The sequence below is a fragment of the Aeromonas sp. DNP9 genome (assembly GCF_001728955.1).
GTDB classification, from domain to species: Bacteria; Pseudomonadota; Gammaproteobacteria; order Enterobacterales; family Aeromonadaceae; genus Aeromonas; species Aeromonas veronii.
This window is the reverse complement of the sequence record NZ_LYSQ01000037.1, coordinates 1-26,939: the sequence shown is the minus strand read 5'-3', so window position 1 is coordinate 26,939 and position 26,939 is coordinate 1. Positions and strand designations below refer to the sequence as shown.

The following is a 26,939-nucleotide window of genomic DNA, read 5'->3' as shown; positions in this document are numbered from 1 at the left end:
TTTTCAAGTTAGTTTTAAAAGCTTTTGCCTGACGGCAATAGCGCCGTGGAACCACCTGATCCCATGCCGAACTCAGAAGTGAAACGCGGTAGCGCCGATGGTAGTGTGGCATTCGCCATGCGAGAGTAGGACACTGTCAGGCACCTATTTAGAAGAGGCCTCCCATTCGGGAGGCCTTTTTGCATTTCTGTCTTCCAAAAAACTGCACTGCCGCCGGCATTTTAGTAAAAGTGCTGGGCTATCAAGGGATTGCCCGTTACTCTTTAGCCGTTGCCGATTAACACGTGATGCTGCCAGCGAGGTATTGATGGCTACGTTGAAGGAAATTGCACAGGAAGCGGGGGTTTCTCTCGCCACGGTATCCCGGGTACTGAACGAGGATCCCAGCCTGAGCGTCAAGGAAGAGACCAAGCAGCGGATCTTCGAGATTGCCGAACGGCTGGAGTACAAGACCAGCAGCGCCCGCAAGGGGATACACAAGAGCAAACTGCACTTTCTGGTGGTCTATGCCTATCCCCAGAGTACCGAGGTCAACGACCCTTACTATCTCGCCATCCGTTATGGTATCGAGACCCAGAGTGCCCGCCTCAATATCGAACTGACCCATCTCTACAACTGCGGTGAAGGGCGCGAACTGAGCGCTGTGGATGGCATTCTGGTGGTCGGCACCCTAACAGCCGAGCGCCTCGCCCAACTCAGGGCTTGTTCCGGCCAGCTGGTGTTTGTCGACTGCCGTTCACAGGGAGAGTTCGACTCGGTCGATGTGGATCTCGCTCTGATCAGCCAGCAGGTAGTCGATTACTTCATCGCGCAGGGGCACCAGCGCATCGGCTATATCGGTGGCCAGGACGAGAATCCGGATCTGCGCGAACTGGCCTTCCGGGATTATGGCCAGCGGCTAGGGGTGGTGCAGGAGAGCGATCTCTATCGTGGGGACTTCTCCAGCGCCTCCGGCTACCAGTTGGCGAAGGAGATGCTGGCAGGGGATTGGCCCAAGGCGCTGTTTGTCGCCTCCGACTCCATCGCCATTGGTGTGCTGCGTGCCATCCATGAGAAGGGATTGGCGATTCCCCAGCAGATCGAGCTTATCAGCGTCAACGATATTCCGACCGCCAAGTTCACCTTCCCGCCGCTCTCTACGGTGCGGATCCACTCCGAGTTGATGGGCTCCCAGGGAGTCAATCTGTTGGTCGAACGGCTGCGTGACGAGCGTGATATTCCACTCCGGGTGCTGGTACCGAGCAAGTTGACCCTGCGCGGCACTACTCGCTGATTTTAGTAAAATATTCTGCTTTTTAGTCGCGCCATCTTGCGGTGGTGCGACTCCTCTCCCAAGCAAACCTCTTTCCCATATCATCCAAAAACTTCATATCATATTGTTTTATAGTTGATTTTATTGCAGCTCAGCCAGCTACTATCAACATCCATGCCACTCATCCATATCTTGCCTTCCTTTATCTCCCGCTTCTGATCTCGCTCACAAAACCATCTGTTCATTGTGATCAGGTTAAAACTTTACCAATTCAAAGCTGATATTTAGTAAATGTTTATCTAAAGTTTACCCAGTCAAAGTTGCCTTGTTCCGGGAGGACATGTGAATAACTGGGAAAACGTCCAATTCGTTGGTGAAAACAGGCTGGCCCCGCGCGCCTACTTCTTCTCTTATGCCGACCACGCGCTGGCGGCCACCATGCAGCGCGAGCTGAGCCGCCGTTTTCTGAGCCTTGGCGGCCAGTGGCAGTTCCACTACTTCGACCACCCCCTGCAGGTGCCGGAGGCCTTCTATCACAGCCCCATGAGCGAGTGGGGCCAGATCACAGTGCCCAACATGTGGCAGATGGAAGGACATGGTCAGCTGCAGTACACCGACGAAGGTTTTCCCTTCCCCATCGACGTCCCCTTCGTGCCGACCAACAACCCCACCGGCGCCTATCAGCGCAGCTTCACGCTGAGCCCGGCTTGGGACGGCGAGCAGGTGATCATCAAGTTTGACGGGGTGGAGACCTACTTCGAGGTCTATGTGAACGGCCACTATGTCGGTTTCAGCAAGGGGAGCCGTCTCACCGCCGAGTTCGATATCAGCGCCTACGCCAGGGTTGGCGAGAACCTGTTGTCGGTGCGGGTGATGCAGTGGGCTGACTCCACCTATATCGAAGATCAGGACATGTGGTGGATGGCGGGAATCTTCCGCGACGTCTATCTGGTGGGCAAACCGGCCGCCCATGTGCAGGACTTCTTCATCCGCACCGCGCTGGCGGATGACAATCAAAGCGCCACCCTGAGCTGCGACATTCAGTTGGAAAATCTTGGTGCGCCCGCCCGTGATCACCGTCTGGTCTGGTCCCTGCTGGATCAGGGCCGCGAGATCGCCAGCGGCTCGCTCGATCATCTCGCCATCGACGGCAAGTGTGATTGCCGCTTCACGCTGGATCTGGCCCACCCCCATCTCTGGAGTGCCGAAGATCCTTACCTCTATCAGCTGCAACTCTCCCTCTACAACGGTCAGGGCGAGCTGCTGGAAGTGATCCCGCAGCGGGTCGGGGTACGTGAAATCAAGGTCAAGGATGGCCTCTTTTACGTCAACGGCCACTACCTCAAGCTGCACGGGGTGAACCGTCACGACAACGACCACCTCAAGAGCCGCGCGGTCGGCATGGATCGGGTGGAGCGAGATATCGTGCTGATGAAGCAGCACAACCTCAACTCGGTGCGCACCGCCCACTACCCGAACGACCCGCGTTTCTACGAGCTGTGCGACCAGTACGGTCTGTTCGTGATGGCGGAGACCGACGTGGAGACCCACGGTTTTGCCAACGTCGGCGATCTCAGCCGCATCACCGACGACCCCTTCTGGGAGCCGGTGTTCGTGGATCGTATCGAGCGCCACGTGCACGCCCAGAAGAACCACCCCTCCATCATCATCTGGTCGCTCGGCAACGAGTCCGGTTACGGCTGCAACATCAGAGCCATGTACCAGCGCTGCAAGGCGATCGACCCGACCCGGCTGGTGCACTACGAAGAGGATCGCGATGCCGAGGTGGTGGACGTGGTCAGTACCATGTATTCCCGCGTCTCCCAGATGAACTGCTTTGGCGAGTTCCCGATGGCGAAGCCGCGCATCCTCTGCGAATACGCCCACGCCATGGGCAACGGCCCGGGTGGCCTCAGCGAATATCAGCAGGTGTTCGACCGTCATCCCCACATTCAAGGTCACTACATCTGGGAGTGGTGCGATCACGGCATTCTGGATCAGGACGAGCAGGGGCGCGCCGTTTACAAGTACGGCGGCGATTACGGCGACTACCCCAACAACTACAACTTCTGCATGGATGGTCTCATCTATCCGGATCAGACCCCGGGGCCTGGCCTGCGCGAATACAAGCAGGTGATCTGCCCGGTCAAGGTGCGGGCGCTGGATCTGGCGAGCGGCAAGCTGGCGGTGGAAAACCGCTACTGGTTCTCCACTCTCGACGACATCCGCCTGCTGGTCGAGGTGAAGGCCGAAGGCGAACTACTGGCCAGCCAGCAAATCCGGTTGGAAGGGATTGATCCCGGTGCCACCACTGAGCTGAAACTCGAACTGCCATTCCTCGATGGGCGGGAAACCTTCGTCCAGCTGCGGGTCATCAAGGCCAGCGCCACCCGCTATAGCGCGGCGGAGCACGAGCTGGGCCAGTATCAGTTCCAGCTGAAAGAGTCGACTCGCCAGCTGCAGCCCTTTGCCAACCCCAATGCCACTGCGCTGCAGATTGCCGATGAGCGCCTCGCGCTGACCTTGAGCGGCAGCGGCTTCGTCCTGCGCTTCTCGCGCCTCGACGGCAAGCTGGTGAGCTGGCAGCAGGATGGCAATGAGCTTATCGAGCGAGCCCCACGCCTCACCTTCTTCAAGCCGATGATCGACAACCACAAGCAGGAGTACGAGAGCCTGTGGCACCCGAACCACCTGCAGATCATGCAGGAGCACTTCCGCACCTTAAGCTGGCGCCAGCTGGGTGACGCGGTCGAGGTGACGGTGGAGAGCCTGATCGCGCCGCCGGTGTTCGACTTCGGCATGCGCTGCCGCTACGTCTACACCCTGAGCCCGAACGGTCAGCTGCACGTGGCACTGTCCGGTCAGCCCTACGGCGGTTATGACGACATCATCCCCAAGATCGGCTTCGAGCTGGGCATTCGTCAGGATCTCGACCGGGTGCACTACTACGGCATGGGGCCGGGGGAGAACTATCAAGATAGCCGCCAGAGCAACTGGATCGACAGCTTCCAGAGCACAGTCAGCGAGATGTGGGAGCACTACCCCTTCCCGCAGGACAACGGCAACCGCCAGCAGGTGCGCTGGGCGACCCTGACCAACCGCCACGGTGCCGGTCTCTACGTGCGACCCGATGCCCCCATCAATCTGAGCGTCTGGCCTTACAGCTGGGAGCATATCCACGCGGCGCAGCACATCAACGAGCTGGAGCCCTGCGGTTATCTCACCCTCAATCTGGATCACAAGGTGCTGGGGCTCGGCTCCAACTCCTGGGGCTCCGAGGTGCTGGACTCCTGGCGGGTGCGCTTCGAGCCGTTCAGCTTCGGCCTGACCCTGCTCCCCATCGCCCGTGGCAACCTCAATCCGGCTGCGCTGGCCGGGCTCGATCTCACCATCAACGGCGGGAGGAACCTCGCATGATCACCCTGGACAACCTGACCCTGTTCAAAAACATCTACCGGGAAGGCAAGAAGTGGGGCCGCTGCGTGGAGGCCATCAACAACCTGCCAAACCTCAAGCCCGGCATCTGCCACTCCATCGGTGACTCCCTCACCTACCGCTTGCAGGAGGGGGCCAGCCCGGCCACCTCACTGTTTGAGGGGCAGCGCCGCTACTTCGACGTTCACTACTACCTGGAAGGGGAAGAGACGGTGGAGTGGGCAGCCAAGAGCGAGCTGCGGGTCGAGCAGGCCTATGACGACACCACCGACCGCGAGTGGCTGGCCGGTGAGGTGCGTGAGCGCCAGAAAGTCGGCAACGGTCAGGTGGTGATCTTCGAGAACGATGAAGCCTACCGGTTCGTCGGCGACGGGCCGGTGCGAAAGGTGATCATCAAGGTCACCGTCGAAGGCGGCTACTTCAAGAACAAATAACAAGCCGCCGGTTCTGCACTGACAAAGCCGGAAGGGCGGGGCTCACCCTACAAATCATGCCCCGCTCTTTCGCAGCAATAATTACAGGTCTGGAGATGCACCATGTCTGATTCCAAACGCAATACGATAGGCAAGTTTGGTCTGCTGTCGCTCACCTTCGCGGCGGTATTCAGCTTTAACAACGTCATCAACAACAACATCGAAATCGGTCTGGCCTCGGCCCCGATGTTCTTTCTGGCCACCATTTTCTACTTCATTCCGTTTTGCCTGATCATTGCGGAATTTGTGTCACTGAATAAGAACTCCGAAGCGGGTGTTTATGCCTGGGTGAAGAGCTCCCTCGGCGGGCGCTGGGCCTTTATCTCCGCCTACACCTACTGGTTCGTGAACCTGTTCTTCTTCACCTCGCTGCTGCCGCGGGTCATCGCCTACGCCTCCTATGCTTTCCTCGGTTACGAGTACATTCTCACCCCGGTGGCGACCACGGCATTGAGCATGGTGCTGTTCGCCTTTGCCACCTACGTCTCCACCAACGGCGCCAAGATGCTGGGGCCCATCACCTCGGTGACCTCGTCCCTGATGCTGCTGCTGACCCTCTCCTACATCCTGCTGGCAGGTGCGGCTCTGGTGGGCGGCGTGCAGCCAGCCGACCCCATCACGGTAGGGGCGATGATCCCCGATTTCAGCTGGGCGTTTCTGGGCATCACCACCTGGATCTTTATGGCGGCCGGTGGCGCCGAGTCGGTGGCGGTCTACGTCAATGACGTGAAGGGTGGCTCCAAGTCATTCGTGAAGGTGATCATCATCGCCGGGATCTTTATCGGCGTGCTCTACTCCATCGCCTCGCTGTTGATCAACGTGTTCGTACCGAGCGGCACCCTGAAATATACCGGCGGCTCGGTGCAGGTGTTTGAAGGGCTGGCGGCCTACTTCGGCTTGCCGGAGATCCTGATGAACCGCTTCGTGGGTCTGGTCTCCTTCACCGCCATGTTCGGCTCCCTGCTGATGTGGACGGCGACTCCGGTGAAGATCTTCTTCTCCGAGATCCCGGCCGGCATCTTCGGCAAGAAGACGGTCGAGCTGAACGAGAACGGCGTGCCCGCCCGTGCAGCCTGGATCCAGTACCTTATCGTGCTGCCGCTGATGGTGATCCCGACTCTGGGCTCCAACACAGCGCAGGATCTGATGAACACCGTCATCAACATGACCGCTGCCGCCTCCATGCTGCCGCCGCTGTTCATCATGCTGGCCTACCTCAATCTGCGGCTGAAGCTCGACCACTTGCCGCGGGAGTTCAAGATGGGGTCGCGCACCACCGGCATCGTCGTGGTCTCGGTGCTGATCGCCATCTTCTCGGTGGGCTTCCTCGCCTCCACCTTCCCGACCGGCGCCGACATCATGACCATCATCTTCTACAACGTCGGCGGGATCGTGATTTTCCTCGGCTTCGCCTGGTGGAAATACAACAGATACGAGGCCTCTCTCAATGCCGAAGCGCGTGCCAAAGAGGCCCAGCCGACAGCGCAGGTTGCCATGCAGACGCCATAGCCACTGCATTGAATTGGCCGTTGGCCACCCACAAACCGTTGAACCAGAAAAGGAAAATAGCATGAGCGAGACGATCGAGTTTGCCGAATTCAAACGGGTCGAGATGAAGGTGGGCAAGGTGCTGGAGGTGGTGTGCCATCCCGGGGCCGACAAACTCTACATCGTCCAGATCGATGTGGGTGGTGAGCGGCCGCTGCAGACCGTCACCAGTCTGGTGCCCTACTACAGCGAAGCGGAGCTGATGGGCAGCGAGGTGGTGGTGGTGACCAACCTCAAGCCCACCAGGATGCGCGGCGAGCGATCCGAGTGCATGTTGCTCTGCGCCGAGACCCCGGACGAGAGCCAGAGCGTGCTGTTGCAACCGCGGGTGCCGATGGCGCCGGGCACCCCGATCGTCTGAATGGTATTGCGAGCCGGTGCGGGAGACGGCACCGGTTCACCAACGAGGCCGTCCACGCGGCCCGCTCATAACAAGAGAGTAAAGTGCGGGGCCGACAGACCCTTGCCGAACACATCACAGAGTCACAGCGCTCCCCGCAGGGAGTGCGAGTCCACTGGAGGACACCATGTCTGAATCCGTACGCGGCACCATAGGCAAGTTTGCCCTGTTGTCGATGACCTTTGCCGCCGTGTTCAACGTGCGCAACATCGTCAACAACAACATCGAGCTGGGGCTCAGCTCCGCCCCCATCTTCCTGCTGGCGACCATCGTCTACTTCATCCCGTTCGTCTTCATCATCGCCGAGTTCGTCTCGGCCAATAAAAACTCCGAGTCGGGGATGTACGACTGGCTGAAAAAACCGCTCGGCACCCGGATGGCCTATCTGGGCTCGTTTCTCTACTGGTTCGTGAACCTGTTCTGGTTCGTCTCCCTGCTGCCCAACGTCATCGCCTACGCCTCCTACGCCATGCTGGGCTATGAGTACAGCTTCTCGCCCATGGTCACTTCGATCATCTCAATCGTGCTGTTTGCGGCGGCGACCCATATCTCCACCAAGGGGGCGAGCTGGCTCGGCAAAATTGCCGAAATAGTGGCCTACGGTGTGTTTGCCCTGTTCGCCATCTATGTGCTGGGCGCCCTGATGGCCCTGAGTGGCGATCATGTGCCGGCCCAGCCCATCACCCTGGAGGCGATGACCCCCACCGTCAACTGGGCGACGCTCGGCATCATGTGCTGGATCTTTCAGGCGGCGGGTGGTGCCGAGACGGCGGCGGCCTACCTCAATGACGTGAAGGGGGGCCAGAAGTCCTTCATCAAGGTGATCATCAGTGCCGGTATCGTCATCGGTGCCATGTATGCGGTCGGTTCCCTTTTGGTGAACGTGTTCGTGCCGCGCGAGAGCCTCACCTATGCCGGCGGCATGGTGGAGATCTTCACCGGCATGGCGCAGTATTTCGGGCTCTCCGAGGCGCTGGTTGGCCGCTTCGTCGGCGTGGTGCTGTTTATCGCCATGTTCGGCTCCATGATGATGTGGACCTCGGCGCCGGTGAAGATCCACTTCTCCGAGATCCCGCAGGGGGTTTACGGCGAGAAGACCACCCAGCTCAACGAGCACGGCGTGCCGGTGCGCGCCGCCTGGTGGCAGTTTGTCTTCGTGTTCGCGATGCTGGTGGTCAACGGCTTCGGCTCCGAGTCGGTGCAGCAGATGATGAACACCGCCATCAACCTCACCGCCGGTACCGCTATGTTGCCGCCGATCTTCATCATGGTGGCCTACTTCGTGTTCCGCTGGAAACATGACGACACCCCCCGCGACTTCCGCATGGGGTCGCGCAAGTTCGGGATGAGCGTGGTGTCGGTGCTGATCGCCATCTTCGTGGTGAGCATGAGCGCCTCCGCCTTCCCGGCCGGGGTGGATCTGGTGCGCGCCTTCTTCATCAACGTCTTTATGACCGCGGTCTTCTCGGCGCTGGCCTACTGGTGGATCTCCCGCTTCGAGAAGCGGCAGGCCCGCAAGCTCGGCGGCAATGAGAAGAAAACCGGCAACGGCACGCTGGCCAGCCAGCGCTGATCGGCTGAGCGAAAAAGCGGAACGGGCGGCCTTGGTCGCCCGTTTTTTTATCCATTTTCGCCGTTTGGGAGCTATCAGGGCCGTTTCATCGTCAACTTTTGCTGCTCGATATGGCGACGGCGTTAAGCATTGATGAACAATTATTCGCCGCTCAACTTTGCGCCTCTCCGTTATCGGGGTAAGCTGGAGGTTCGTTTTAGCGGGAGGTGCCAGACATCTCCCGCTCTGTTTCTTGTCCTCCCCAATCCTGACTGCCGCCACGGCAGCTGGATGCCCTTCTGATGGAGACCTTTCGTGCGTCTGGATCCCTTTACTGTTGTGCTGATTGCGGTGGTCACTCTGGCCTCCCTCTTTCCCTGCGAGGGGCAGGTGGCTGTCTGGTTCGGTCTGCTGACCAAGCTGGCGGTGGCGCTCCTGTTCTTCATGCATGGCGCCAAGCTGTCGCGCCAGAACCTGCTGGCGGGTCTCGGCCACTGGCGGCTTCATCTGGTGGTGATGCTCAGCACCTTCGTACTGTTTCCGCTGCTCGGGCTGCTGCTCACCCCGCTGGTGCCGAGCTGGTTGAACCCGGCCATCTACCTCGGCTTCCTCTATCTCTGTGCCCTGCCTGCCACCGTGCAGTCGGCCATCGCCTTCACCTCGATGGCGGGGGGCAATGTGTCGGCGGCGGTGTGCAGCGCCTCGGCCTCCAGCATCCTCGGAATCTTCCTCTCGCCGGTGCTGGTGGGGATGATGATCCACGTGCAGGGGGAGGGGATCGACACCTGGCACTCCATCCAGTCCATCATGATGCAGCTGATGCTGCCGTTTGTGGTGGGCCACCTGTCGCGTCCGCTCATCGGTCGCTGGGTCGATAGCCATCGCCCGCTCATCGGCAAGCTGGATCAGAGCTCCATCCTGCTGGTGGTCTACGTCGCCTTCAGCGAGGCGGTGGTGCAGGGCATTTGGCATCAGGTCGGCTGGTACGATCTGGCCAGTATCGTGTTGCTGAGCTGCATCTTGCTGGCGCTGGTGCTCTGCTGGAACGTCTGGATCAGCCGTCGTCTCGGCTTCGACAAGGCGGACGAGATTACCATCGTCTTCTGCGGCTCCAAGAAGAGCCTCGCCAACGGGGTGCCGATGGCCAACGTCATGTTCCCCGCCGCCAGCGTCGGTGTCATGGTCTTGCCGCTGATGATCTTCCACCAGATCCAGCTGATGGTCTGCGCCGTACTGGCGCGCCGCTATCACGAGCGGGGAGATTGATACTCGCGCCGTTTTGACTGCCATAACAAGAGGGAGGCCCGTTGGCCTCCCTCTTCTCATTTGCATGCCGACCGGCGGATTAGCGTTTGCGCCAGACGGTGAGCTGCGCCACCGTGTGCTGGTATTTGCGGGCGGTCTCGCGGATGACGAAAGGCACATCCCGCGGCGGGCAGTGCTCCTCGAACTCGGCCGCCAGCAGCCGTTGCAGCGCTTGATAGGTGGTGAGTGCCTCGCCGTTTTCGCGAATGCCGCCGAGCCAGTTGGCGGGCGGGGTATATTCCGCCAGCCAGGTATAGGGGCTGGTGAGCACCAGCAGGCCACCGCTGCGCAGCCGGGGAGCGATATCCCGCAGGAAGCGGGCGGGCTCCCGCAGCCGGTCGATCAGGTTGGAGGCGAGCACCAGATCGTAGTGGTCATATTTGGGCTTGAGGTTGCAGGCATCCCCCTGACTGAAGTGGATGCGCTCAGCCTGACTCGCCCCCAGCCCGTGGCTCGACAGGCGCGCCTCGCAATACTCCACCAGTTCACCCTCCAGCGGAATGGCGTAGCGGAAACTGTCCTGACTGGCGAGGGCCAGCGCCACATCGATGAAGCGGGCCGAGTAGTCCACCCCGTCCACATGCTGGAAGTAGCGAGCCAGTTCGAAACTGGCGCGGCCGGTGGCGCAGCCGATATCCAGCGCCCGCTGGTGGTTGCTGCACAGCTCGCCAGCAAGATCAGCAAGCGTCTTGGCGTAGTTGGCTACCCCGAAGTGGCTCGGGCCGTACTGGAAGTCGAGGTACTGAGCGACCAGCGTGTCGGTTTCATAGGGATTCACGATAACGGGTTCCTGATAACGGGAGACCAGATAGCGGAAACCCGCATGCTGGAAGAAGTGACGCCGGAAGGCGTAACGGGATGATTTGAGCGCTTCGTTACCTGTGCTGATCCAGCTGCCGCCCTTGATCAGGGTGTGCTTGCCATCAAAGGTGGGGGTGGAGAAGTCGTCGTAGAGCGGGTGGATTTTAAAGCCGTCGAAGCCATCGATGGCGGTGCTGGTCCACTGCCAGACATTGCCCACCAGATCGAAGAACTCCCCTTGTGGGCAGGCATCCACCGGGCAGGACGACGCGAAGCGGGCCAGATTGATATTGCCGGGGGCCTCCGTCCAGTCCGGCTGATCGCCGGGAACTTGCTCGCGCAGCAGCATCCATTCTGCCTCGCTCGGCAGCTGGATGGGGAGTCCGGTCTGGGCCGCCTTCCAGCGACAGAAGGCGGCCGCTTCCAGCTGGTTGACCTCGACTGGCCAGTCCCATGGCATGGCGACCTGCTCGGTCATCAGCCGCAGTTGCAACTGCCCGGGCTCGGCATGATCACCCACCCAGAAAGTGGGCATCTGCGCCTTGGCGTACTTGCACCAGCCCCATCCCTCCTCATCCCACCACTGTTGCTGGTCGTAGCCGCCCACCTGGACGAAGGCGAGGTACTCGGCATTGCTCACCAGCATGCGGCTGGCCTGAAACGGGGCCAGCTCGATATGGCGCTCGCCATATTCGTTGTCCCAGCCGTAGGTGGCGTCCCGCTTGCCAAGGCGCACCTTGCCGCCGGCCACCGGCAGCAGGCTGTTGGTGGGCACCTGATCAATGCGGTGGTGGGCTTCGGGGCAGGCGGGCCAATAAGGCTGCGGCCGCACCCAGGCGAGCGGCAACTGGCGGATCAGCACGCTGGAGGTCTCGAGGTGGATGCGCTCGTGCTCTATCCCCATCAGGATCACCCAGGCAGGGCTCTGCCAGTCGATGGGCAGGGTGAGCGGCATCTGGCGGATGAAATCGCACACCAGCGAACGGACTTTGGCCCGATAACTGCGTAGCTCGCTGACTTTGGGCCAGTCGTAGTGGGTCTCGTCCAGATCGTCCCAGCTCATCTCGTCTACCCCGATGGCGACCATGGCCTCGATGCGGGCATCCAGCCGCTGGTCGATCAGGCGCGCCGCCAGCAGTTTGTTGATGAAGAAGGCGGCGGTGTGGCCGTAGTAGAAGATGAGCGGATGGCGCAGCGGGATCGCCTTGTTGAACCAGGCCCGCTCATCGGCCAGACAGTCGAACAGCGAATCGTAGAGATCGAAGGTCTGGCAAAAGTAGGTGAGCAGCTCGCGCCGTTTCTGCTCGGGATCGCTGCCGGTCAGCAGCGGGGTGCGAGTCGGTTCCGGCAGACCGGTGGCGGTGGCATAGAGAGGGCTTGCTTGGATCACGCTCTGACTCCTTGTTGGCAGTGAAAACTGACAAGACACAGTGGTAATGACATTACCGCAATGGAGAGCTTGGTACGCACGAAGTACCACTATTGGCTCAACAGACCGGTACGGCAATCAAAAACTTCTGCGGGCTGCCAGCATAGTGACCGGCAAGGCGATCCGCCAATCAGCCACAATCATATCCGTTCGAGAATGGTTGTTTTCACCAGAATATGGTCTAAATAACTCTCCAAATTCTTCGGTTTGTTCTGGGTTTAATGGTTATTTCCTTTTGAATCATTAAGTTAATTTTTGGCTCACGCTTTGCAAAGCATGAAAACCAATCGGCCCTGGATGGCCAACACATAAGGAGGAGAGTAGCGATGAAATGGATGATGGTTGTCATGTTGATGGCGGGGCTCAGTGGGTGTCACTGGCTGGATCAGACCAGAGTGACCGGCGCGGGGGCTGTGGTCGAGCGCCAGCAGGCGCTTGGTGACGGGGTGACCCGGGTGCTGGCGGGGGTGCCTGCTACCCTCCATCTGGTAGCGGGGGAGCCGCGCGGTATCCTGATCAAGGGGCAGGAGAACCTGCTGCCCTATCTGGAGCTGACCGAGAGCGGCGACAAGCTGGAGATCGAGGTGAAGGAGGGTTACCGGCTCGATCCTACCGAGCCGCTGGAGCTGACCATCACCTTGCCGGTGTTGAACGAACTGGCATTGGCCGGGACCGGCAACGGCGATCTGAGCGGCTTCAAGGGGGATTCGTTGGTGCTGTCGGTGGCCGGTACCGGTGACATCGTCGCCAGTCAGCTGGAGCTGAAACGGCTGGAAGGGAATATCGCTGGCACCGGCAGTCTGGAGCTGGGCAGCGGTTCGGCACAGGCCATCGAGCTGAACATTGCCGGATCTGGCGACGTGCTCGGGAGCGAGATGCGCGGCAACGAGGTAGAGGTCAATATCGCCGGCAGCGGTGATGTGGCTGTAAGGGCGCAGGAGACGCTGAAAGTCGGCATCGCCGGCTCAGGCAACATCGCCTACTGGGGCGATCCCGAGGTGGAGCAGCAGATCGTGGGCTCCGGCGGAGTGACCCGAGCAGGCAGCTGATATCAACCGATCACCACAACTGAAACAGGCCCGTGACGGGCCTGTGTTGATCAGAGGTGGCGGGCGTGAAAGCGCAGGTGCGCCTCGATAAAGCTCGCCACGAAGTAGTAGCTGTGGTCATAGCCCTCGTGGCGGTTGAGCTCCAGCGGCCACCCCTTGCTGGCCGCCACCTCGACCAGCGCATCGATATGCAGCTGCTCGGCGAGGAAGGGATCATCCAGCCCCACATCCACCAGGGTGGGCAGCGGTGTGACCGGCTGGTGGCGCAGCAGCTGGCAGGCATCCCACTCCTGCCATAGCAGAGGATTGCTGCCGAGATACGCCCCGAGCGCCTTCTGGCCCCAGGGGCAGCGGCTCGGGTGGCAGATCGGACTGAAGGCCGACACCGAGCGGTAGCGACCCGGCTCTCGCAACGCGGCGATCAGCGCACCGTGACCGCCCATGGAGTGGCCGCTGATGGCGCGCCGGGTCGAGACCGGGAAGTGGGTCTCTATCACATCGGGCAGCTCGCGGGTGACGTAGTCATACATCTGGTAGTGAGCCTGCCAGGGGCTCTGGCTGGCATTGACGTAAAAGCCTGCCCCCATGCCGAGGTCATAACCGGGATCGTCTGCCACCCCGTCGCCGCGGGGGCTGGTGTCCGGCGCCACCAGGGCGATGCCCAGCTCGGCGGCGATGCGCTGGGCACCCGCCTTCTGCATGAAGTTCTCATCGGTGCAGGTGAGGCCGCTGAGCCAGTAGAGTACGGGCACCTTCTGGCCGGTGAGGGCCTGAGGCGGCAGATAGATGGCAAAATTCATCTCGCAGCCGAGCACGCTGGCGTGGTGGCGATAGCGCTTGTGCCAGCCGCCGAAGCTCTTGTTGCTGCTGATAATCTCCAGATTCATCGAAGGACTCCTGTACCCCGCCCACGATGGCGGGCGGGGCGATCATGCTCAGTAGTGGATGACGGTGCGGATGCTCTTGCCTTGGTGCATCAGATCGAACGCCTCGTTGATCTGTTCCAGCGGCATGGTGTGGGTGATGAAGTCATCGAGGCGGAACTCACCCTGCATATAGCGCTGTACATAGCTCGGCAGTTCGCTGCGACCGCGAACCCCGCCGAAGGCACTGCCGCGCCAGACCCGACCGGTGACCAGCTGGAACGGACGGGTACTGATCTCCTGACCTGCTCCGGCCACACCGATAATGACCGACTCACCCCAACCCTTGTGGCAGCACTCCAGCGCCGCACGCATCACCTTGACGTTGCCGATGCACTCGAAGGAGAAGTCGACGCCGCCATCGGTCAGCTCGACGATCACCTCCTGAATCGGTTTGTCGTAATCGTTCGGGTTGATGCAGTCGGTCGCGCCCAGCTTGCGGGCCAGCTCGAACTTGCTCTCGTTGATGTCGATGGCGATGATGCGACCGGCCTTGGCCAGACGGGCACCGATCACTGCCGAGAGGCCGATGCCCCCCAGCCCGAAGATGGCGACGCTCTCACCCTCTTTCACTTTGGCGGTGTTCATCACGGCGCCGATGCCGGTGGTGACGCCGCAACCGAGCAGGCAGACCTCTTCCAGCGGGGCGGCCGGGTCCACCTTGGCGATGGAGATCTCCGGCAGTACCGTGTATTCGCTGAAGGTGGAGGTGCCCATGTAGTGATAGATGGGCTGACCATCTTTCGAGAAGCGGGTGGTGCCGTCCGGCATCAGCCCCTTGCCCTGGGTGGCGCGGATCTTCTGGCAGAGGTTGGTCTTGCCGGACTTGCAGAATTTGCACTCGCCGCACTCGGGGGTGTAGAGCGGGATCACGTGATCGCCCACCTTGACGCTGGTGACCCCTTCGCCAACGGATTCGACGATGCCGCCCCCCTCGTGGCCGAGGATGCAGGGGAAGACCCCTTCCGGATCCTCACCGGAGAGGGTGAAGGCATCGGTGTGGCAAACGCCGGTCGCGACGATGCGCACCCGCACCTCGCCCGCTTGGGGTGGCATGACTTCTACTTCTTCGATGGAGAGGGGCTGACCCGGGCCCCAGGCGATGGCGGCTTTACACTTGATGCTTTTAACCTGTGCCATGAATGACATCCTTCTTGTTGAGCAGGGTGAACAGAGATGAGTTCGGACAGTCAGTGTAGTTTCCCGCCGATTTGGTGATAATGAGGGCAAATCTCAAATCACTTTTACACACAGGTAATAATGTTCGGCTGGGAAGGGATCTGTGAATTTGTCAGCGTGGCGGAGCAGGGGGGCTTTACCCCGGCTGCGCGCAAGCTGGGAGTGTCGGTGGCGCAAGTCAGCCGTCAGGTGGCACAGCTGGAGGACAGGCTGCAGGCCAAGCTGCTGCTGCGCACCACCCGTCAGGTGCGACTCACCGAGCTTGGCGAGATCTACTATCGCCACTGTCGTCAGCTGCTGGACAACCTCTACGAGGCGGAGCTGGCGGTGGGGCGCCATCAGGCGGTGCCGCAAGGGTCGCTGCGCATTACGGCCCCCGTCTCCTACGGCGAGAGCCGCATTGCTCCGCTGGTGAACGACTTCATAGTGCGCTTCCCCCAGCTGGAGGTGACCCTCAACCTCACCAACCAGCTGCTGGATCTGGTGCACGAAGGCTACGATCTGGCGCTGCGGCTCGGCCATCTCAAGGATTCGACGCTGGTGGCGCGCAAGCTGGCACAGCGGGTGCCCTATGTCTGCGCCTCACCGGCTTACACCGCCCGTCACGGCATGCCCAACAGCCTCTCCGAGCTGACTCGCCACACCTGTCTGGTGGGCAACAGTGACGAGTGGCACTTCACCCTGGATGGTCGCCCCCACAGCGTGCGGGTGCACGGCCTGTTGCAGTGCAACAGCGGCCACGCCCTGCTGGATGCGGCGCTCAAGGGGATTGGCATCATCCAGCTGCCGGACTACTACGTCAGCGACCATCTGGCCCGGGGGGAGCTGATCGAACTGCTGCCGGAACTGCGAGCGCCGGCGGAGGGGATCTGGGCCCTCTATCCCCATAACCGCCACCTCTCCCCCAAGGTGCGGCTGCTGGTGGACTATCTGGCCGAGCGGCTGAGCGACCCTCACCAACCGGCACTGGTGATGCCGATAGGCTAGGGCTTCTCTCGCTCGTTGGCTCACTGGTGGAAATCTCATGGCCTGAAAATAAGAGAGCCCTTGAGGAATCAAGGGCTCTTTTGCAGGTAACAACCGGATGGTCAGTGACCCATCACTCGATGTTCTGGATCTGCTCGCGCATCTGCTCGATGAGGACCTTCAGCTCGACGGCGGACTGGGTCACTTCGGCGTTGATGGACTTGGAGCCAAGCGTGTTCGACTCGCGGTTGAATTCCTGCATCATAAAGTCGAGACGACGACCGCAGGCGCCACCCTTCTTCATGATCTTGTTGGTCTCGCTGATGTGCATCTCCAGACGATCCAGCTCTTCGGCCACATCGATCTTCTGGGCCAGCAGCACGATCTCCTGCTCGATGCGGGCAGGATCCAGCTCCACCTTGGCTTCGGCCAGACGGTCGGTGAGCTTCTGGCGCTGCCATTCGATGATCTGCGGCAGGTGGACGCGCACCTTCTTCACTTCCACCTGAATACCGGCCAGACGCTGTTCGATCAGCGCCTTGAGGTTGGCCCCTTCGCTGGCGCGGGAGGCGAGGAAATCTTCCATGGTCTGGTCAAACCCGCCGAGCAGCTCGGTGGCGACCGCGTCCATGTCCTGCTCGGCGGCAGCCATGACGCCCGGCCAACGCAGTACGTCGACCGGGTTGAGTTGGCCCTGACCCGCCTCTTTCATTACCCAGCTGGCGCTGTCGATGATGAGCTTGGCCAGCTCTTCATTGATGTGCAGCTGGCTGGCTGCGGCCTGAGCAGCCTCGAAACGGAGGTTGCACTCCACCTTGCCGCGCTGCAGTTTGGCGCGGAAACGCTCACGCAGTACCGGTTCCAGGCTGCGCAGTTGCTCCGGCAGACGAATGTAGGTCTCCAGATAGCGCTGGTTTACCGAACGAATTTCCCAAACGGCTGTGCCCCAGTCGCCCTTGAATTCCTTGCGGGCGTAGGCGGTCATGCTGTGAATCATTGATTGTTCCGGGCTTGATGAAGTGTGCGGCCAGTATACTCAGCCCGACCCTGCTCGTCAGCCGATGCCGTGGTTTTAGCGGCTGATATTTGGGGCGGGATCACTTATAATCCCCCGCCAATTTGAGCCAGCCCAGAGGTCCGTTCCATGTCACGTCCAAGCGATCGCAGTGCCGCGCAACTTCGCCCGGTTACCATTACCCGCAATTTCACCAAACATGCAGAAGGCTCAGTGCTGGTGGAGTTCGGTAACACTCGCGTGCTCTGCACCGCCAGCGTCGACACCAGCGTGCCGCGCTTCCTGAAAGGGAAGAATCAGGGCTGGGTGACTGCCGAATACGGCATGCTGCCGCGCTCCACCCACTCCCGGATGAACCGCGAAGCGGCCTCCGGCAAGCAGAGTGGCCGTACTCTGGAGATCTCTCGTTTGATCGCCCGCTCCCTGCGCGCGGCGGTAGACCTGACTGCGCTGGGCGAGCACTCCATCACAGTTGACTGTGACGTGCTGCAAGCCGATGGCGGCACCCGCACTGCTTCCATTACCGGTGCCTGCGTGGCGCTGGTGGATGCGCTGAACTGGATGGTCGAGAAGGGCATGATCAAGCAGAGCCCGCTCAAGCAAATGATCGCCGCCGTCTCCGTCGGCATGTATCAGGGCGAAGCCATCTGCGATCTGGAGTACATCGAAGACTCCGCCGCCGAGACCGACATGAACGTGGTGATGACCGAAGATGGTCGCATCATCGAGGTGCAGGGCACCGCGGAGGCCGAGCCCTTCACCCATGAAGAGCTGCTGGAGATGCTGGCGCTCGCCAAGGGCGGCATTGCCGACATCATTGCGCTGCAGAAGCAGTCGCTCTCCTGATTTTAAAAACGCGGCATTGACCGCGTTTTTTTATACCCCCACACAAGTAAACGACAAGCCAAGCAAGGAGCCAGAATGAAAGCCTACCAGCGTCAATTTATCGAGTTCGCCCTGGAAAAACAGGTCCTCAAATTCGGTGAATTTACCCTGAAATCCGGTCGTAAAAGCCCCTACTTCTTCAACGCCGGTCTGTTCAACAGCGGCCGCGATTTGGCCCGTCTCGGCCGCTTCTATGCCGCCGCTCTGATGGATGCCGGTATCGAGTTTGATGTGCTGTTTGGTCCGGCCTACAAGGGGATCCCCATCGCCTCCGCCACCGCCGTACAGCTGGTGGAGCAGCACGATGTGGACGTGCCCTGGTGCTTCAACCGCAAGGAGGCAAAGGATCACGGCGAGGGTGGCAATCTGGTGGGCAGCCCGCTCAAGGGACGGATCATGCTGGTGGACGATGTCATCACCGCCGGCACCGCCATCCGTGAATCCATGGATCTGATCCAGGCCAACGGCGCCTCGCTGGCGGGCGTACTGATCGCGCTGGACCGTCAGGAGAAGGGCAAGGGCGAGCTCTCCGCCATTCAGGAGGTGGAGCGTGACTACGGCGCTCACATCATCGCCATCATCCAGATGAGCGACTTGATCCAGTATCTGGAGGAGAAGCAGGCCGAGCAGCCGGAGCTGGCGGCGCAACTGGCGGCCATGAAGGCTTATCGCGCCCAGTACGGTATCTGAGCTCCGCTCACACCGCGCAATAGCTGAATGCGGCGCCCGTTTGCTCTCTGGCAGCAAACGGGTGCCGTTTTTTCATCTGCAAAAAGTGGATCATGTGGCTTGAGCTTGCCCTTACAGTAAAGGTTAGGGTTTGCCAGTCGGCGTTTTGTGGTGCCGACGGGTTCCGGGGAGGAACAACATGACCACTCATCTTCAATCACCCATTCATCTGCAGTTGCCGCTCAGCGGCATGAGCTGCGCCAACTGTGCAGGCCGCATCGCAGCCAGTCTCAACAAACTCGACGGGGTATCGGCCACCGTCAACTTCGCGCTGGAGCAGGCGGCCATCGAGCTGGCCAGCCCCGATCGCCTGCCTGCGGTGCTCGACAGCATCAAGAGTCAGGGTTACGACTACGGCAGCGAGACCTTTTTGTTTCAAATTACCGGCATGAGTTGCGCAGGTTGTTCGGCCCGACTGAACAAGATGCTGGTCGCGCTGCCCGGCGTTATCTCGGCCGAGGTCAACTTCTCCATCGAACAGGCCCGGATCGTGCTGGTCCCCGGGATGCAGACCCCGGCCGCTTTGCGCGAGCAGATCGAAGCGCTCGGCTTTGGTGCCCAGCTGGCACAAGGCTCGGCCAGCGGCCGCCGCCAGCAGTTGCTGGAGCGGGAAGCGCAGGAGGCCGCCACAGCCCGTCAGGCGCAAACCCGGGTCATCGTCTCGGCTTTGCTGACGTTGCCGCTGCTGGTGGGGATGCTGGCCATGGCCGGACTGTTCCCCTGGCATCTACCCGCCTGGCTGGAGCTGGTGCTCGCCACCCCGGTGCAGTTCTGGATCGGGGCCCGTTTCTATCGCGGCGCCTGGCTTGCCATCAAGAACCGCGCAGCCAATATGGATGTGCTGGTGGCAACCGGTACCAGCGCCGCCTACTTCTACAGCCTCTATCTGCTGCTGACGTTGGGGATGGCCGCCAGCGGCAAGCTCTATTTCGAGGCGAGCGCCATCATCATTACCCTGATTTCGTTGGGAAAACTGCTGGAGGCGAGAGCCCGCCGCAGCACCCAGTCCGCCATTCGCGAACTGATGGCGCTGCGGCCGGAAACAGCCACCGTCTGGCGTGGCGAGAACTGGCAAAGCGTCGCCATCGACGAGGTGCTGCGTGGCGATCGGCTGCGGGTGCTGGTGGGTGAGCGGGTGCCGGTGGACGGCAAAATCTTGAGCGGCGCCAGCGAGCTGGACGAGTCGATCCTCACCGGTGAGAGCCTGCCGGTGCCGCGCAGTGCGGGCGATAAGGTGCTGGGCGGTGCCATCAACCGCTCCGGCGTGCTGGAGATCGAAGCCACCACGGTGGGGGAGGACTCCAGCCTCAGCAAGATCATCGCATTGGTGGAGAGCGCCCAGATGGGCAAGGCGCCGCTGCAACAACTGGTGGACAAGGTCTCTGCCGTGTTTGTGCCGGTGGTGATGGCCATCGCCCTGTTCACCCTGCTGGTGTGGTACGCCATCAGCAACGACTTCGCTCAGGCGCTGCTGGCGGCGGTGGCGGTGCTGGTGATCGCCTGTCCCTGTGCGCTGGGGCTGGCAACGCCTGCGGCCATCGTCACCGGTACCGGCGTGGCGGCGCGCCACGGCATTCTGATCAAGGATGTGGATACCCTGCAGAAGGCCCACGCTATCAAGGCGCTTATCTTCGACAAGACAGGCACCTTGACCCAAGGCAAGCCCGTGCTGGCCAGCTGGAGCGGCACTGCTGAGCAGTTGTATCTGGCTGCAGCCCTGCAGCAGGCGAGTGAACACCCGCTGGCGCTGGCGATGCGCGAGGCGGTCGGCAAAGAGGCGGTGCTGCCCCAGCCGGAAGCTGTCGAGGTGCGGGTTGGTGCCGGTATTGTCGGTCAGGTCGCCGGCCACACGGTCGCCATCGGCAATGGCTCCCTGCTGGCCCAGCTCGGCATTGATCAGCCGAAACAGGATGAACAAGCCGCCGATGGCGCGACTCGGGTTTGGGTGGCCATCGATGGTGCGGTGGCTGGCATAGCGGCTTTGGCCGATACCCTGCGCCCCGAGAGCCCGGAAGCCATCGCCACTCTGCGTCAGCGCGGCATTGCCAGCTGGTTGGTGAGCGGCGACGCGCCGGCCCCCGTGGCCCATATCGCCGCCAAGCTGGGGCTGGTCGGGGCCTTCGACTCCGTGCTGCCTGCTGGCAAAGTGGAGAAAGTGGAGGCGCTGCGGGCGCAAACTCGCGGGCTGGTGGCCATGGTGGGGGACGGGGTGAACGATGCCCCGGCGCTGGCGGCGGCGGATGTCGGCATCGCCATGGGCTCCGGCTCGGACGTGGCGATGGAGACTGCTTCCATCACCCTGATGCGCTCTGATCCGCGGTTGGTGGCCGATGCCATCGATATCTCGGCGGCGACCTGGCGCACCATACAGCAGAATCTGTTCTGGGCCTTCGTATTCAACATCATCGGCATTCCGCTGGCGGCGCTGGGCTACCTGAGCCCCGAGCTGGCGGGGGCGGCCATGGCCCTGAGCAGCATCACAGTATTGAGCAATTCCCTGTTATTGAAACGCTGGCAGCCCAGGGCGGCGCACGGGCCAGCATCCAACCCGATCAGTAAGGAGGCATAAATGAACATCAGCAAGGTTGCCAAGGCCACGGGGCTGACCGCCAAGACCATCCGTTATTACGAGAGCATTGGCCTCATCACAGCCCCGGTACGCAGTGACAACGGTTATCGCAGTTACACCGAGGGGGCGCTGCGTGAGCTGCGTTTCGTCAAGCGGGCGCGGGAGACCGGCTTCAATCTGGAGGAGTGTCAGGAGCTGCTGGCGCTCTATCGGAACGAGCACAGAACCAGCGCCCAGGTGAAGAAGCTGGCGCAGGAGAAGATCGTCGATCTGCGCGCCCGCATTGCCGGGCTGCAGGCCATGCTTACCTCCCTGGAAGGGCTGGTCTGCTGCTGCCACGGGGATGAAAATCCCGAGTGCCCGATCCTCGACGAATTGGAGAAGGGGTGAGCAAAGACTCACCTGCCAGCGCAGAAGAAATCGTTATTGATTGATTAACTTCTTAATAAGAGGCGCTTTATTGTTGCAGGTCAGGGGGTAATGGTAGACTGCTCGGCTCTTGTACAGGAGTACTCAGTTGACCCAGAGTGTGACACGCCAGGTTAAGCAGGCCATTATGGCCCAGCTCTATACCCATGCATCGTTCAGTCTCCCCTGTTTGGGCGTGTTGGCATTTGGCTGGAGTCTGCTGTTTCACGACTATCTACCCGCCATCGAAGCGCTCGGTTGGCTGGCAGGCACTTTCCTGTGGTTGCTGGGCCGGGGCTGGCACCTGCGCTGGCGTCGAGCCCGCCTGCACCAGACGCCGTTGCCGGTGCTGGAGCGGGAGCTCTTTATCGGAGCCACCATCACCTCCATCATCTGGGCCCTCGGGGTGCTGCTCTACATGGACAAGCTGCCCGATACCTACCGGGCCGCCATGATGATGCTCTCCAGCCTCATTCTTACCGGCAGCGCCATCATGCTGTTTGGCAGCCGCCGCACCCTCTATGGTTCCGCCTTGCCGCTGGGTATGGCGATGCTGTTCGAGCTGGGCAATGGCAACGAGCAGGAACGCATCGTCTCCTGCATGCTGGCGGGCTATCTGTTTGTCTTTCTGCCGACCCTGCTGCGCCGGATGCGGCGGGATCAGATCGCCTCGCTCCACCACCGTTTCTCCAACGCCGAGCTGGTTGCCGAACTAAAGGCGGTCTCCGAGCATCTGCGCCTCACCTCCCGCCTCGACGGCCTGACCGGCATCGCCAACCGCGCCCATCTCGACGACTCTCTGGAGCGGGCCTGGCGGCGCTGCCATCGCGCCCGGGCGCCGTTGTCGCTGGTGCTGGTGGATGTGGATTACTTCAAGCAGTTCAACGATCTCTACGGCCATCAGCTGGGGGATGACTGCCTGCAACAGGTGGCGGGGCTGCTGGCCGAGGTGGAGCGGCGCGAGGACGATCTGGCGGCCCGTTACGGGGGCGAAGAGTTCGCCTTGCTGCTGCCCTGCACCGGCATGCAGGGGGCGTTGCAGGTGGCGGACAATGTGCGGCAGGCGCTCAAGGAGCTGGCCATCCCGCACCAGAAGTCACTGGTCTCCGGTCGGGTCACATGTAGTTTTGGTGTTGCGACACTGATACCGGACAACAGCATGAAAATCGCCGATTTGATCCAAAAAGCGGATGCGGCCCTCTATCAGGCCAAGCATAATGGGCGGGATCGAATCGAAGTAGCCTTGATGGGTAAGGTTGCCTGAATTTAACGTGACAGATTAAAGAGGTTGTCTATGCAATGTCATCGTATCGAAGAGCTGCTGGAGTTGTTGCAGCCTGCCTGGATCAAGGAACAGGATCTCAGCCTGGTGCAGTTTGTTGCCAAACTGGCCCAAGAAGCGGGATTTGAAGGGCCTCTGTCCGAGCTGACCGACGACATGCTGATCTATCACCTCAAGATGCGGGAATCCGACAAGCAGGCGATGATCCCCGGTCTGGCCAAGGATCATGTGCCCGATTTCAAAGAGGCACTGCTCAAGGCTCGCGGAATCAAGTGAATCTTTAGCGGAAGCGCATCACCTCGTGGTGATGCGCTTTTTTGTTGCCGAAAATTGCGATCCAACCCCAATATTAGATACATCTAATCCACACAATTAGCATGCTGTTTAAGATATAATCCGCTCCATAACAAATAAGGGAGCGATGTCTTGCAATGGCCGACCACGATAAAATCGATATCAAGGACGTCACCGACAAGGGCGTAACCGGGACCTTCAATCCCAATACGTTCAAAGCCAGCGACGACAGATTCAACCCGGGTAACCGCATCTATGTGCGGGCCCAGAAAGGGTATTGGCAGCGGATGCGCAAGGCCATGGGCTGGTTTTTTGTGGCGCTGTTCGTGCTACTGCCCTGGCTGCGTTACGACGGGCGACAGGCGGTGCTGTTCGACCTCGGTCACCAGCAGTTCCATATCTTTGGCGCCACCATCTGGCCGCAGGATCTGACCCTGCTCGCCTGGCTCTTCATGATCGCCGCCTTCGGACTCTTCTTTATTACCACCTTCCTCGGTCGGGTCTGGTGTGGCTATCTCTGCCCGCAGACGGTCTGGACCTTCATGTTCATCTGGTTTGAAGAGAAGCTGGAAGGGCCCGCCAACAAGCGGCGCAAGCTGGACGAGGCGCCCTGGAGCGGCGAGAAGCTGGCTCGCAAGGGGGCCAAGCATCTGGCCTGGTTGGCTATCTCGCTGGTAACCGGCCTGACCTTCGTCGCCTACTTCCAGGATGTGACTGAACTGGTGCCAGACCTCTTCACCCTGCAGGCCAGCGGATGGGTGCTGTTCTGGGTGATCTTCTTCACCATCATCACCTACGGAAATGCAGGTTGGATGCGTGCCATCATGTGTATCCACATGTGCCCCTATGCCCGCTTCCAGTCCGCCATGTTCGACAAGGACACCTTCATCGTCGGTTATGACACCAAGCGTGGCGAGACCCGTGGCGCCCGCTCCCGCAAGGCAGATCCCAAGGCGATGGGATTGGGTGACTGTATCGACTGCGATCTCTGCGTGCAGGTTTGCCCGACCGGTATCGACATCCGCGATGGCCTGCAGTACGAGTGCATCAACTGCGGCGCCTGCGTCGATGCCTGCGACCAGACCATGGAGCGGATGGGCTACCCGAAAGGGCTCATCAGCTACACCACAGAGCACAAGCTGGCCAACGACTCCACCCATGTGGCGCGGCCCAAGCTGATAGGTTACGGCTTGGTGATGGCGGTGATGCTGGGGGTGTTTGTCTACAACGCCATGTCCATCATGCCGATGGGGCTCGATATCCTGCGGGATCGCAACCAGCTGTTCCGCGAAAACAGCGAGGGGCTGATTGAGAACACCTACACCCTCAAGATCCTCAACAAGACCCTGCAGTCCCAGACCTACCAGCTGGATGTGGAGGGCTTGCCCGAGTATCAGTGGTTCGGCCCCCGTGAAGTGACCCTGAAGGCGGGCGAGATCTACACCCTGCCGGTCAGTCTGGCGGTCGATCCCTACAACCTGAAGCGGCCGGCGCTGGATATCCAGTTCGTGCTGAAACGGGAGGGGGCGGCGCCCGATGACAGCAAGGGCAACCTGCGCCAGGGCAGCAAGTTTATCAGCCGGTTGTAACTGCGTGTGGCGGCGGGCCGGGCGTGACACCAGTCCGGTCACCAGCGAGCACGGCAATGGCGGTCAGTAGTGATAGAATGGGGCGCAACGGCGCCCCTTTCTTATGGTGGATGACATGCGTTTCAACTATTCCGACCTCAATCCCGACCTCATCATGGATGCGCTCGATCTCAGTGGCCTGCGGCTCGACTCCGGCCTTATCGAGCTCAACAGCTACGAAAACCGGGTCTATCAGTTTCAGGATGAGGATCGTCGCCGCTATGTGGTGAAGTTCTACCGTCCCGGCCGCTGGAGCCGGGCCCAGATCCTCGAGGAGCACGAGTTTGCCACCCGCCTTGCAGAGGCTGAGATCCCGGTCGCCGCGCCGCTCGCCTTCGCGGGCGAGACCCTGCAGGAGCACGAGGGCTACCCCTTTGCCATCTGGCAGAGCGTTGGTGGCCGCCAGTTCGAGGTGGATAACCTCGATCAGCTGGAGTGGGTGGGGCGTTTCCTCGGCCGCATTCATCAGATCGGCGCCAGCAAGCCGTTTCATCATCGGGTGCGGCTCGATGTGGATAGCATGCTGCACGAACCGCGTCAGCTGCTGGCGTCTGGCGAGTGGCTGCCAAGCGGGCTGGCGAAGCAATTCTTCGGGGTGCTGGACGAGCTGATTAAACATGTCAGCGACGCCATGACCCTGGATGTGGCGCAGATCTCCCTGCATGGCGACTGCCACCCGGGCAACATCCTCTGGCGTGACGGTCCCATGTTTGTCGACCTCGATGATTGCCGCACCGGCCCCGCGATTCAGGATCTCTGGATGATGCTGAGCGGCGAGCGCCACGAGCAGCAGATCCAGCTCGACACCCTGCTGGCGGGCTACGAGGAGTTTATGGAGTTCGACTCGCGGGAGCTGGCGCTGATCGAGCCGCTGCGAGCGATGCGCATCGTTCACTACATGGCGTGGCTGGCGCGGCGCTGGGAAGATCCCGCCTTCCCCCGTCACTTCCCCTGGTTCAATACCGATCACTACTGGCGTCAACAGATAGCGACACTGCATGATCAGCTGGAGGCGCTGAAGGCACCGCCGCTGAGTCTGATGCCAAACTGGTGAAATAGAAGGGATCTTGCGCGGCAAGCGGGACTCGATCTCCGGCCCTGGCCATTGACGTCAGCATGGCGAAACAATAGGCTTGGCACTGCTTCGGTTCGCCGGGCGTGCCTCACAGTGATCCCTTAACAGGAAACATCATGAAAAAAGTTCTATTTTTCCTTGCTGCCATGCTGATGATCCCCATGGTTCACGCCGCCCCCGAGTTCAAGGAAGGCGTCAACTACGATGTGGTCAAACAGACTGGCAGTGCCCAGCCGGAAGTGATGGAGTTCTTCTCCTACTACTGCCCGCACTGCGCTACCTTCGAACCGATCGTTGAACAGTTGAAGGCCGGGTTGCCAGAGGGTGTGCCCCTCAAGAAGAACCCGGTTGCTTTCCTCGGCCGCGAGATGGGCCCCGAGATGCAGCGTGCCTACGCTGTTGCCAGCCTGCTCAATGCCGAAGCCAAGCTGACTCCGGCCATCTTCACCAAGATCCACACCCAGCGTCAGCCGCCGATGAGCCGTGACGATGTGAAGAAGATCTTCGTGGACAACGGCGTACCGGCTGAAGAGTTCGACGGTGCCGTCGATAGCTTCGCCGTCTCCGGCATGGTCTCCCAGTTCGATCGCAACACCGAGAGCTACAACATTCGCGGTGTACCGGCCTTCCTGGTGAACGGCAAGTACATGGTGAAGATTGAATCCATCACCTCTCAAGAGCAGTTCAACAAGCTGGTGCAATTCCTGCTGGCCAAGAAAGACTGATACCCCTTGAGTGTCTA

Annotated in this window: 22 protein-coding genes and 1 rRNA gene; 19 read left to right on the top strand and 4 right to left on the bottom strand. The window is 60.8% G+C overall.

Annotated elements, in window-relative coordinates; translation table 11 throughout:
* Positions 1-27: 27 nt before the first annotated feature.
* The 8 genes from rrf (at position 28) to A9G06_RS19975 (ending at position 9,926) form a co-directional block, all read left to right on the top strand.
* A 5S ribosomal RNA gene (rrf, locus tag A9G06_RS20010) occupies positions 28-142 on the top strand.
* A 165-nt stretch (positions 143-307) separates the two neighbouring features.
* On the top strand, positions 308-1,273 hold the full coding sequence (gene ebgR / locus A9G06_RS20005; RefSeq protein ID WP_069556381.1) for a transcriptional regulator EbgR: 966 nt from the start codon (positions 308-310) through the stop codon (positions 1,271-1,273).
* Between the two features lie 321 nt (positions 1,274-1,594).
* Positions 1,595-4,669 (top strand): beta-galactosidase subunit alpha, encoded by a 3,075-nt coding sequence (gene ebgA / locus A9G06_RS20000; protein WP_069556380.1) that lies wholly within the window; start codon positions 1,595-1,597, stop codon positions 4,667-4,669.
* Positions 4,666-5,121 carry a beta-galactosidase subunit beta gene (locus A9G06_RS19995; protein WP_069556379.1) on the top strand — a complete coding sequence of 152 codons (456 nt, stop codon included), beginning with the start codon at positions 4,666-4,668 and terminating at the stop codon, positions 5,119-5,121. Before ebgA ends, A9G06_RS19995 begins: the two co-directional genes overlap by 4 nt.
* 102 nt (positions 5,122-5,223) lie before the next feature.
* Positions 5,224-6,669, top strand: coding sequence for an amino acid permease (locus A9G06_RS19990; protein ID WP_069556378.1), 1,446 nt, complete (start codon positions 5,224-5,226; stop codon positions 6,667-6,669).
* A 61-nt stretch (positions 6,670-6,730) separates the two neighbouring features.
* Positions 6,731-7,069: a tRNA-binding protein gene (locus tag A9G06_RS19985; protein ID WP_069556377.1), complete on the top strand. Its 339-nt coding sequence runs from the start codon at positions 6,731-6,733 to the stop codon at positions 7,067-7,069.
* A gap of 166 nt (positions 7,070-7,235) precedes the next feature.
* Positions 7,236-8,681 (top strand): amino acid permease, encoded by a 1,446-nt coding sequence (locus tag A9G06_RS19980; RefSeq protein ID WP_069556376.1) that lies wholly within the window; start codon positions 7,236-7,238, stop codon positions 8,679-8,681.
* 294 nt (positions 8,682-8,975) lie between these two features.
* Positions 8,976-9,926, top strand: coding sequence for a bile acid:sodium symporter family protein (locus A9G06_RS19975; protein WP_069556375.1), 951 nt, complete (start codon positions 8,976-8,978; stop codon positions 9,924-9,926).
* A gap of 79 nt (positions 9,927-10,005) precedes the next feature.
* On the opposite strand, the gene ovoA is transcribed toward A9G06_RS19975, so the two are convergent.
* Positions 10,006-12,156, bottom strand: a complete 2,151-nt coding sequence (ovoA, locus tag A9G06_RS19970; RefSeq protein ID WP_069556374.1) for a 5-histidylcysteine sulfoxide synthase — start codon at positions 12,154-12,156, stop codon at positions 10,006-10,008.
* 365 nt (positions 12,157-12,521) lie between these two features.
* Between ovoA and A9G06_RS19965 the strand changes: the two genes are divergently transcribed.
* Positions 12,522-13,244, top strand: a complete 723-nt coding sequence (locus A9G06_RS19965; protein WP_069556373.1) for a head GIN domain-containing protein — start codon at positions 12,522-12,524, stop codon at positions 13,242-13,244.
* A gap of 50 nt (positions 13,245-13,294) precedes the next feature.
* Here the strand turns inward: A9G06_RS19965 and fghA are convergent, their stop codons facing one another.
* Complete coding sequence (gene fghA, locus A9G06_RS19960; protein WP_069556372.1) at positions 13,295-14,131, bottom strand: S-formylglutathione hydrolase; 837 nt, start codon at positions 14,129-14,131, stop codon at positions 13,295-13,297.
* Between the two features lie 48 nt (positions 14,132-14,179).
* On the bottom strand, positions 14,180-15,307 hold the full coding sequence (locus A9G06_RS19955; protein ID WP_069556371.1) for an S-(hydroxymethyl)glutathione dehydrogenase/class III alcohol dehydrogenase: 1,128 nt from the start codon (positions 15,305-15,307) through the stop codon (positions 14,180-14,182).
* A 120-nt stretch (positions 15,308-15,427) separates the two neighbouring features.
* On the opposite strand from A9G06_RS19955, the gene A9G06_RS19950 reads away from it, so the two are divergent.
* Positions 15,428-16,333 (top strand): LysR substrate-binding domain-containing protein, encoded by a 906-nt coding sequence (locus A9G06_RS19950; RefSeq protein ID WP_069529751.1) that lies wholly within the window; start codon positions 15,428-15,430, stop codon positions 16,331-16,333.
* 112 nt (positions 16,334-16,445) lie between these two features.
* Here A9G06_RS19950 and A9G06_RS19945 read toward each other — a convergent pair whose 3' ends face one another.
* Positions 16,446-17,309, bottom strand: a complete 864-nt coding sequence (locus tag A9G06_RS19945; protein ID WP_005342032.1) for a YicC/YloC family endoribonuclease — start codon at positions 17,307-17,309, stop codon at positions 16,446-16,448.
* A gap of 147 nt (positions 17,310-17,456) precedes the next feature.
* Between A9G06_RS19945 and rph the strand changes: the two genes are divergently transcribed.
* The 9 genes from rph (at position 17,457) to A9G06_RS19900 (ending at position 26,922) form a co-directional block, all read left to right on the top strand.
* Positions 17,457-18,173 carry a ribonuclease PH gene (rph, locus tag A9G06_RS19940; protein ID WP_005339589.1) on the top strand — a complete coding sequence of 239 codons (717 nt, stop codon included), beginning with the start codon at positions 17,457-17,459 and terminating at the stop codon, positions 18,171-18,173.
* Positions 18,174-18,248: 75 nt separating this feature from the next.
* Positions 18,249-18,902: an orotate phosphoribosyltransferase gene (pyrE, locus tag A9G06_RS19935; RefSeq protein ID WP_010676102.1), complete on the top strand. Its 654-nt coding sequence runs from the start codon at positions 18,249-18,251 to the stop codon at positions 18,900-18,902.
* Between the two features lie 178 nt (positions 18,903-19,080).
* Complete coding sequence (locus A9G06_RS19930) at positions 19,081-21,510, top strand: heavy metal translocating P-type ATPase (protein ID WP_069556370.1); 2,430 nt, start codon at positions 19,081-19,083, stop codon at positions 21,508-21,510.
* Complete coding sequence (cueR, locus tag A9G06_RS19925; protein ID WP_069556369.1) at positions 21,511-21,900, top strand: Cu(I)-responsive transcriptional regulator; 390 nt, start codon at positions 21,511-21,513, stop codon at positions 21,898-21,900.
* A gap of 127 nt (positions 21,901-22,027) precedes the next feature.
* Positions 22,028-23,182, top strand: a complete 1,155-nt coding sequence (locus A9G06_RS19920) for a GGDEF domain-containing protein (RefSeq protein WP_005339596.1) — start codon at positions 22,028-22,030, stop codon at positions 23,180-23,182.
* A gap of 30 nt (positions 23,183-23,212) precedes the next feature.
* Complete coding sequence (locus A9G06_RS19915) at positions 23,213-23,476, top strand: YihD family protein (RefSeq protein WP_005339598.1); 264 nt, start codon at positions 23,213-23,215, stop codon at positions 23,474-23,476.
* A gap of 155 nt (positions 23,477-23,631) precedes the next feature.
* Entirely contained in the window at positions 23,632-25,083 is a 1,452-nt protein-coding gene (gene ccoG, locus A9G06_RS19910) for a cytochrome c oxidase accessory protein CcoG (protein WP_005357450.1), read from the top strand.
* A 103-nt stretch (positions 25,084-25,186) separates the two neighbouring features.
* The gene (locus A9G06_RS19905; RefSeq protein WP_069556368.1) at positions 25,187-26,176 is read left to right on the top strand and encodes a serine/threonine protein kinase; all 990 of its coding nucleotides are present in this window, start codon (positions 25,187-25,189) and stop codon (positions 26,174-26,176) included.
* Positions 26,177-26,313: 137 nt separating this feature from the next.
* Entirely contained in the window at positions 26,314-26,922 is a 609-nt protein-coding gene (locus tag A9G06_RS19900) for a thiol:disulfide interchange protein DsbA/DsbL (protein ID WP_005339604.1), read from the top strand.
* Positions 26,923-26,939: the final 17 nt, after the last annotated feature.

Bases quoted from the DNA above. Each gene is read 5' to 3' on its own strand.
- ebgR (WP_069556381.1), top strand. From the start codon at position 308: ATGGCTACGTTGAAGGAAATTGCACAGGAAGCGGGGGTTTCTCTCGCC.
- A9G06_RS19915 (WP_005339598.1), top strand. From the start codon at position 23,213: ATGCAATGTCATCGTATCGAAGAGCTGCTGGAGTTGTTGCAGCCTGCC.
- fghA (WP_069556372.1), bottom strand. From the start codon at position 14,131: ATGAATCTGGAGATTATCAGCAGCAACAAGAGCTTCGGCGGCTGGCAC.
- rph (WP_005339589.1), top strand. From the start codon at position 17,457: ATGTCACGTCCAAGCGATCGCAGTGCCGCGCAACTTCGCCCGGTTACC.
- A9G06_RS19900 (WP_005339604.1), top strand. From the start codon at position 26,314: ATGAAAAAAGTTCTATTTTTCCTTGCTGCCATGCTGATGATCCCCATG.
- A9G06_RS19955 (WP_069556371.1), bottom strand. From the start codon at position 15,307: ATGGCACAGGTTAAAAGCATCAAGTGTAAAGCCGCCATCGCCTGGGGC.
- A9G06_RS19930 (WP_069556370.1), top strand. From the start codon at position 19,081: ATGACCACTCATCTTCAATCACCCATTCATCTGCAGTTGCCGCTCAGC.
- A9G06_RS19905 (WP_069556368.1), top strand. From the start codon at position 25,187: ATGGTGGATGACATGCGTTTCAACTATTCCGACCTCAATCCCGACCTC.
- ccoG (WP_005357450.1), top strand. From the start codon at position 23,632: ATGGCCGACCACGATAAAATCGATATCAAGGACGTCACCGACAAGGGC.
- pyrE (WP_010676102.1), top strand. From the start codon at position 18,249: ATGAAAGCCTACCAGCGTCAATTTATCGAGTTCGCCCTGGAAAAACAG.
- A9G06_RS19980 (WP_069556376.1), top strand. From the start codon at position 7,236: ATGTCTGAATCCGTACGCGGCACCATAGGCAAGTTTGCCCTGTTGTCG.
- cueR (WP_069556369.1), top strand. From the start codon at position 21,511: ATGAACATCAGCAAGGTTGCCAAGGCCACGGGGCTGACCGCCAAGACC.
- A9G06_RS19945 (WP_005342032.1), bottom strand. From the start codon at position 17,309: ATGATTCACAGCATGACCGCCTACGCCCGCAAGGAATTCAAGGGCGAC.
- A9G06_RS19965 (WP_069556373.1), top strand. From the start codon at position 12,522: ATGAAATGGATGATGGTTGTCATGTTGATGGCGGGGCTCAGTGGGTGT.
- A9G06_RS19950 (WP_069529751.1), top strand. From the start codon at position 15,428: ATGTTCGGCTGGGAAGGGATCTGTGAATTTGTCAGCGTGGCGGAGCAG.
- A9G06_RS19990 (WP_069556378.1), top strand. From the start codon at position 5,224: ATGTCTGATTCCAAACGCAATACGATAGGCAAGTTTGGTCTGCTGTCG.
- A9G06_RS19985 (WP_069556377.1), top strand. From the start codon at position 6,731: ATGAGCGAGACGATCGAGTTTGCCGAATTCAAACGGGTCGAGATGAAG.
- A9G06_RS19995 (WP_069556379.1), top strand. From the start codon at position 4,666: ATGATCACCCTGGACAACCTGACCCTGTTCAAAAACATCTACCGGGAA.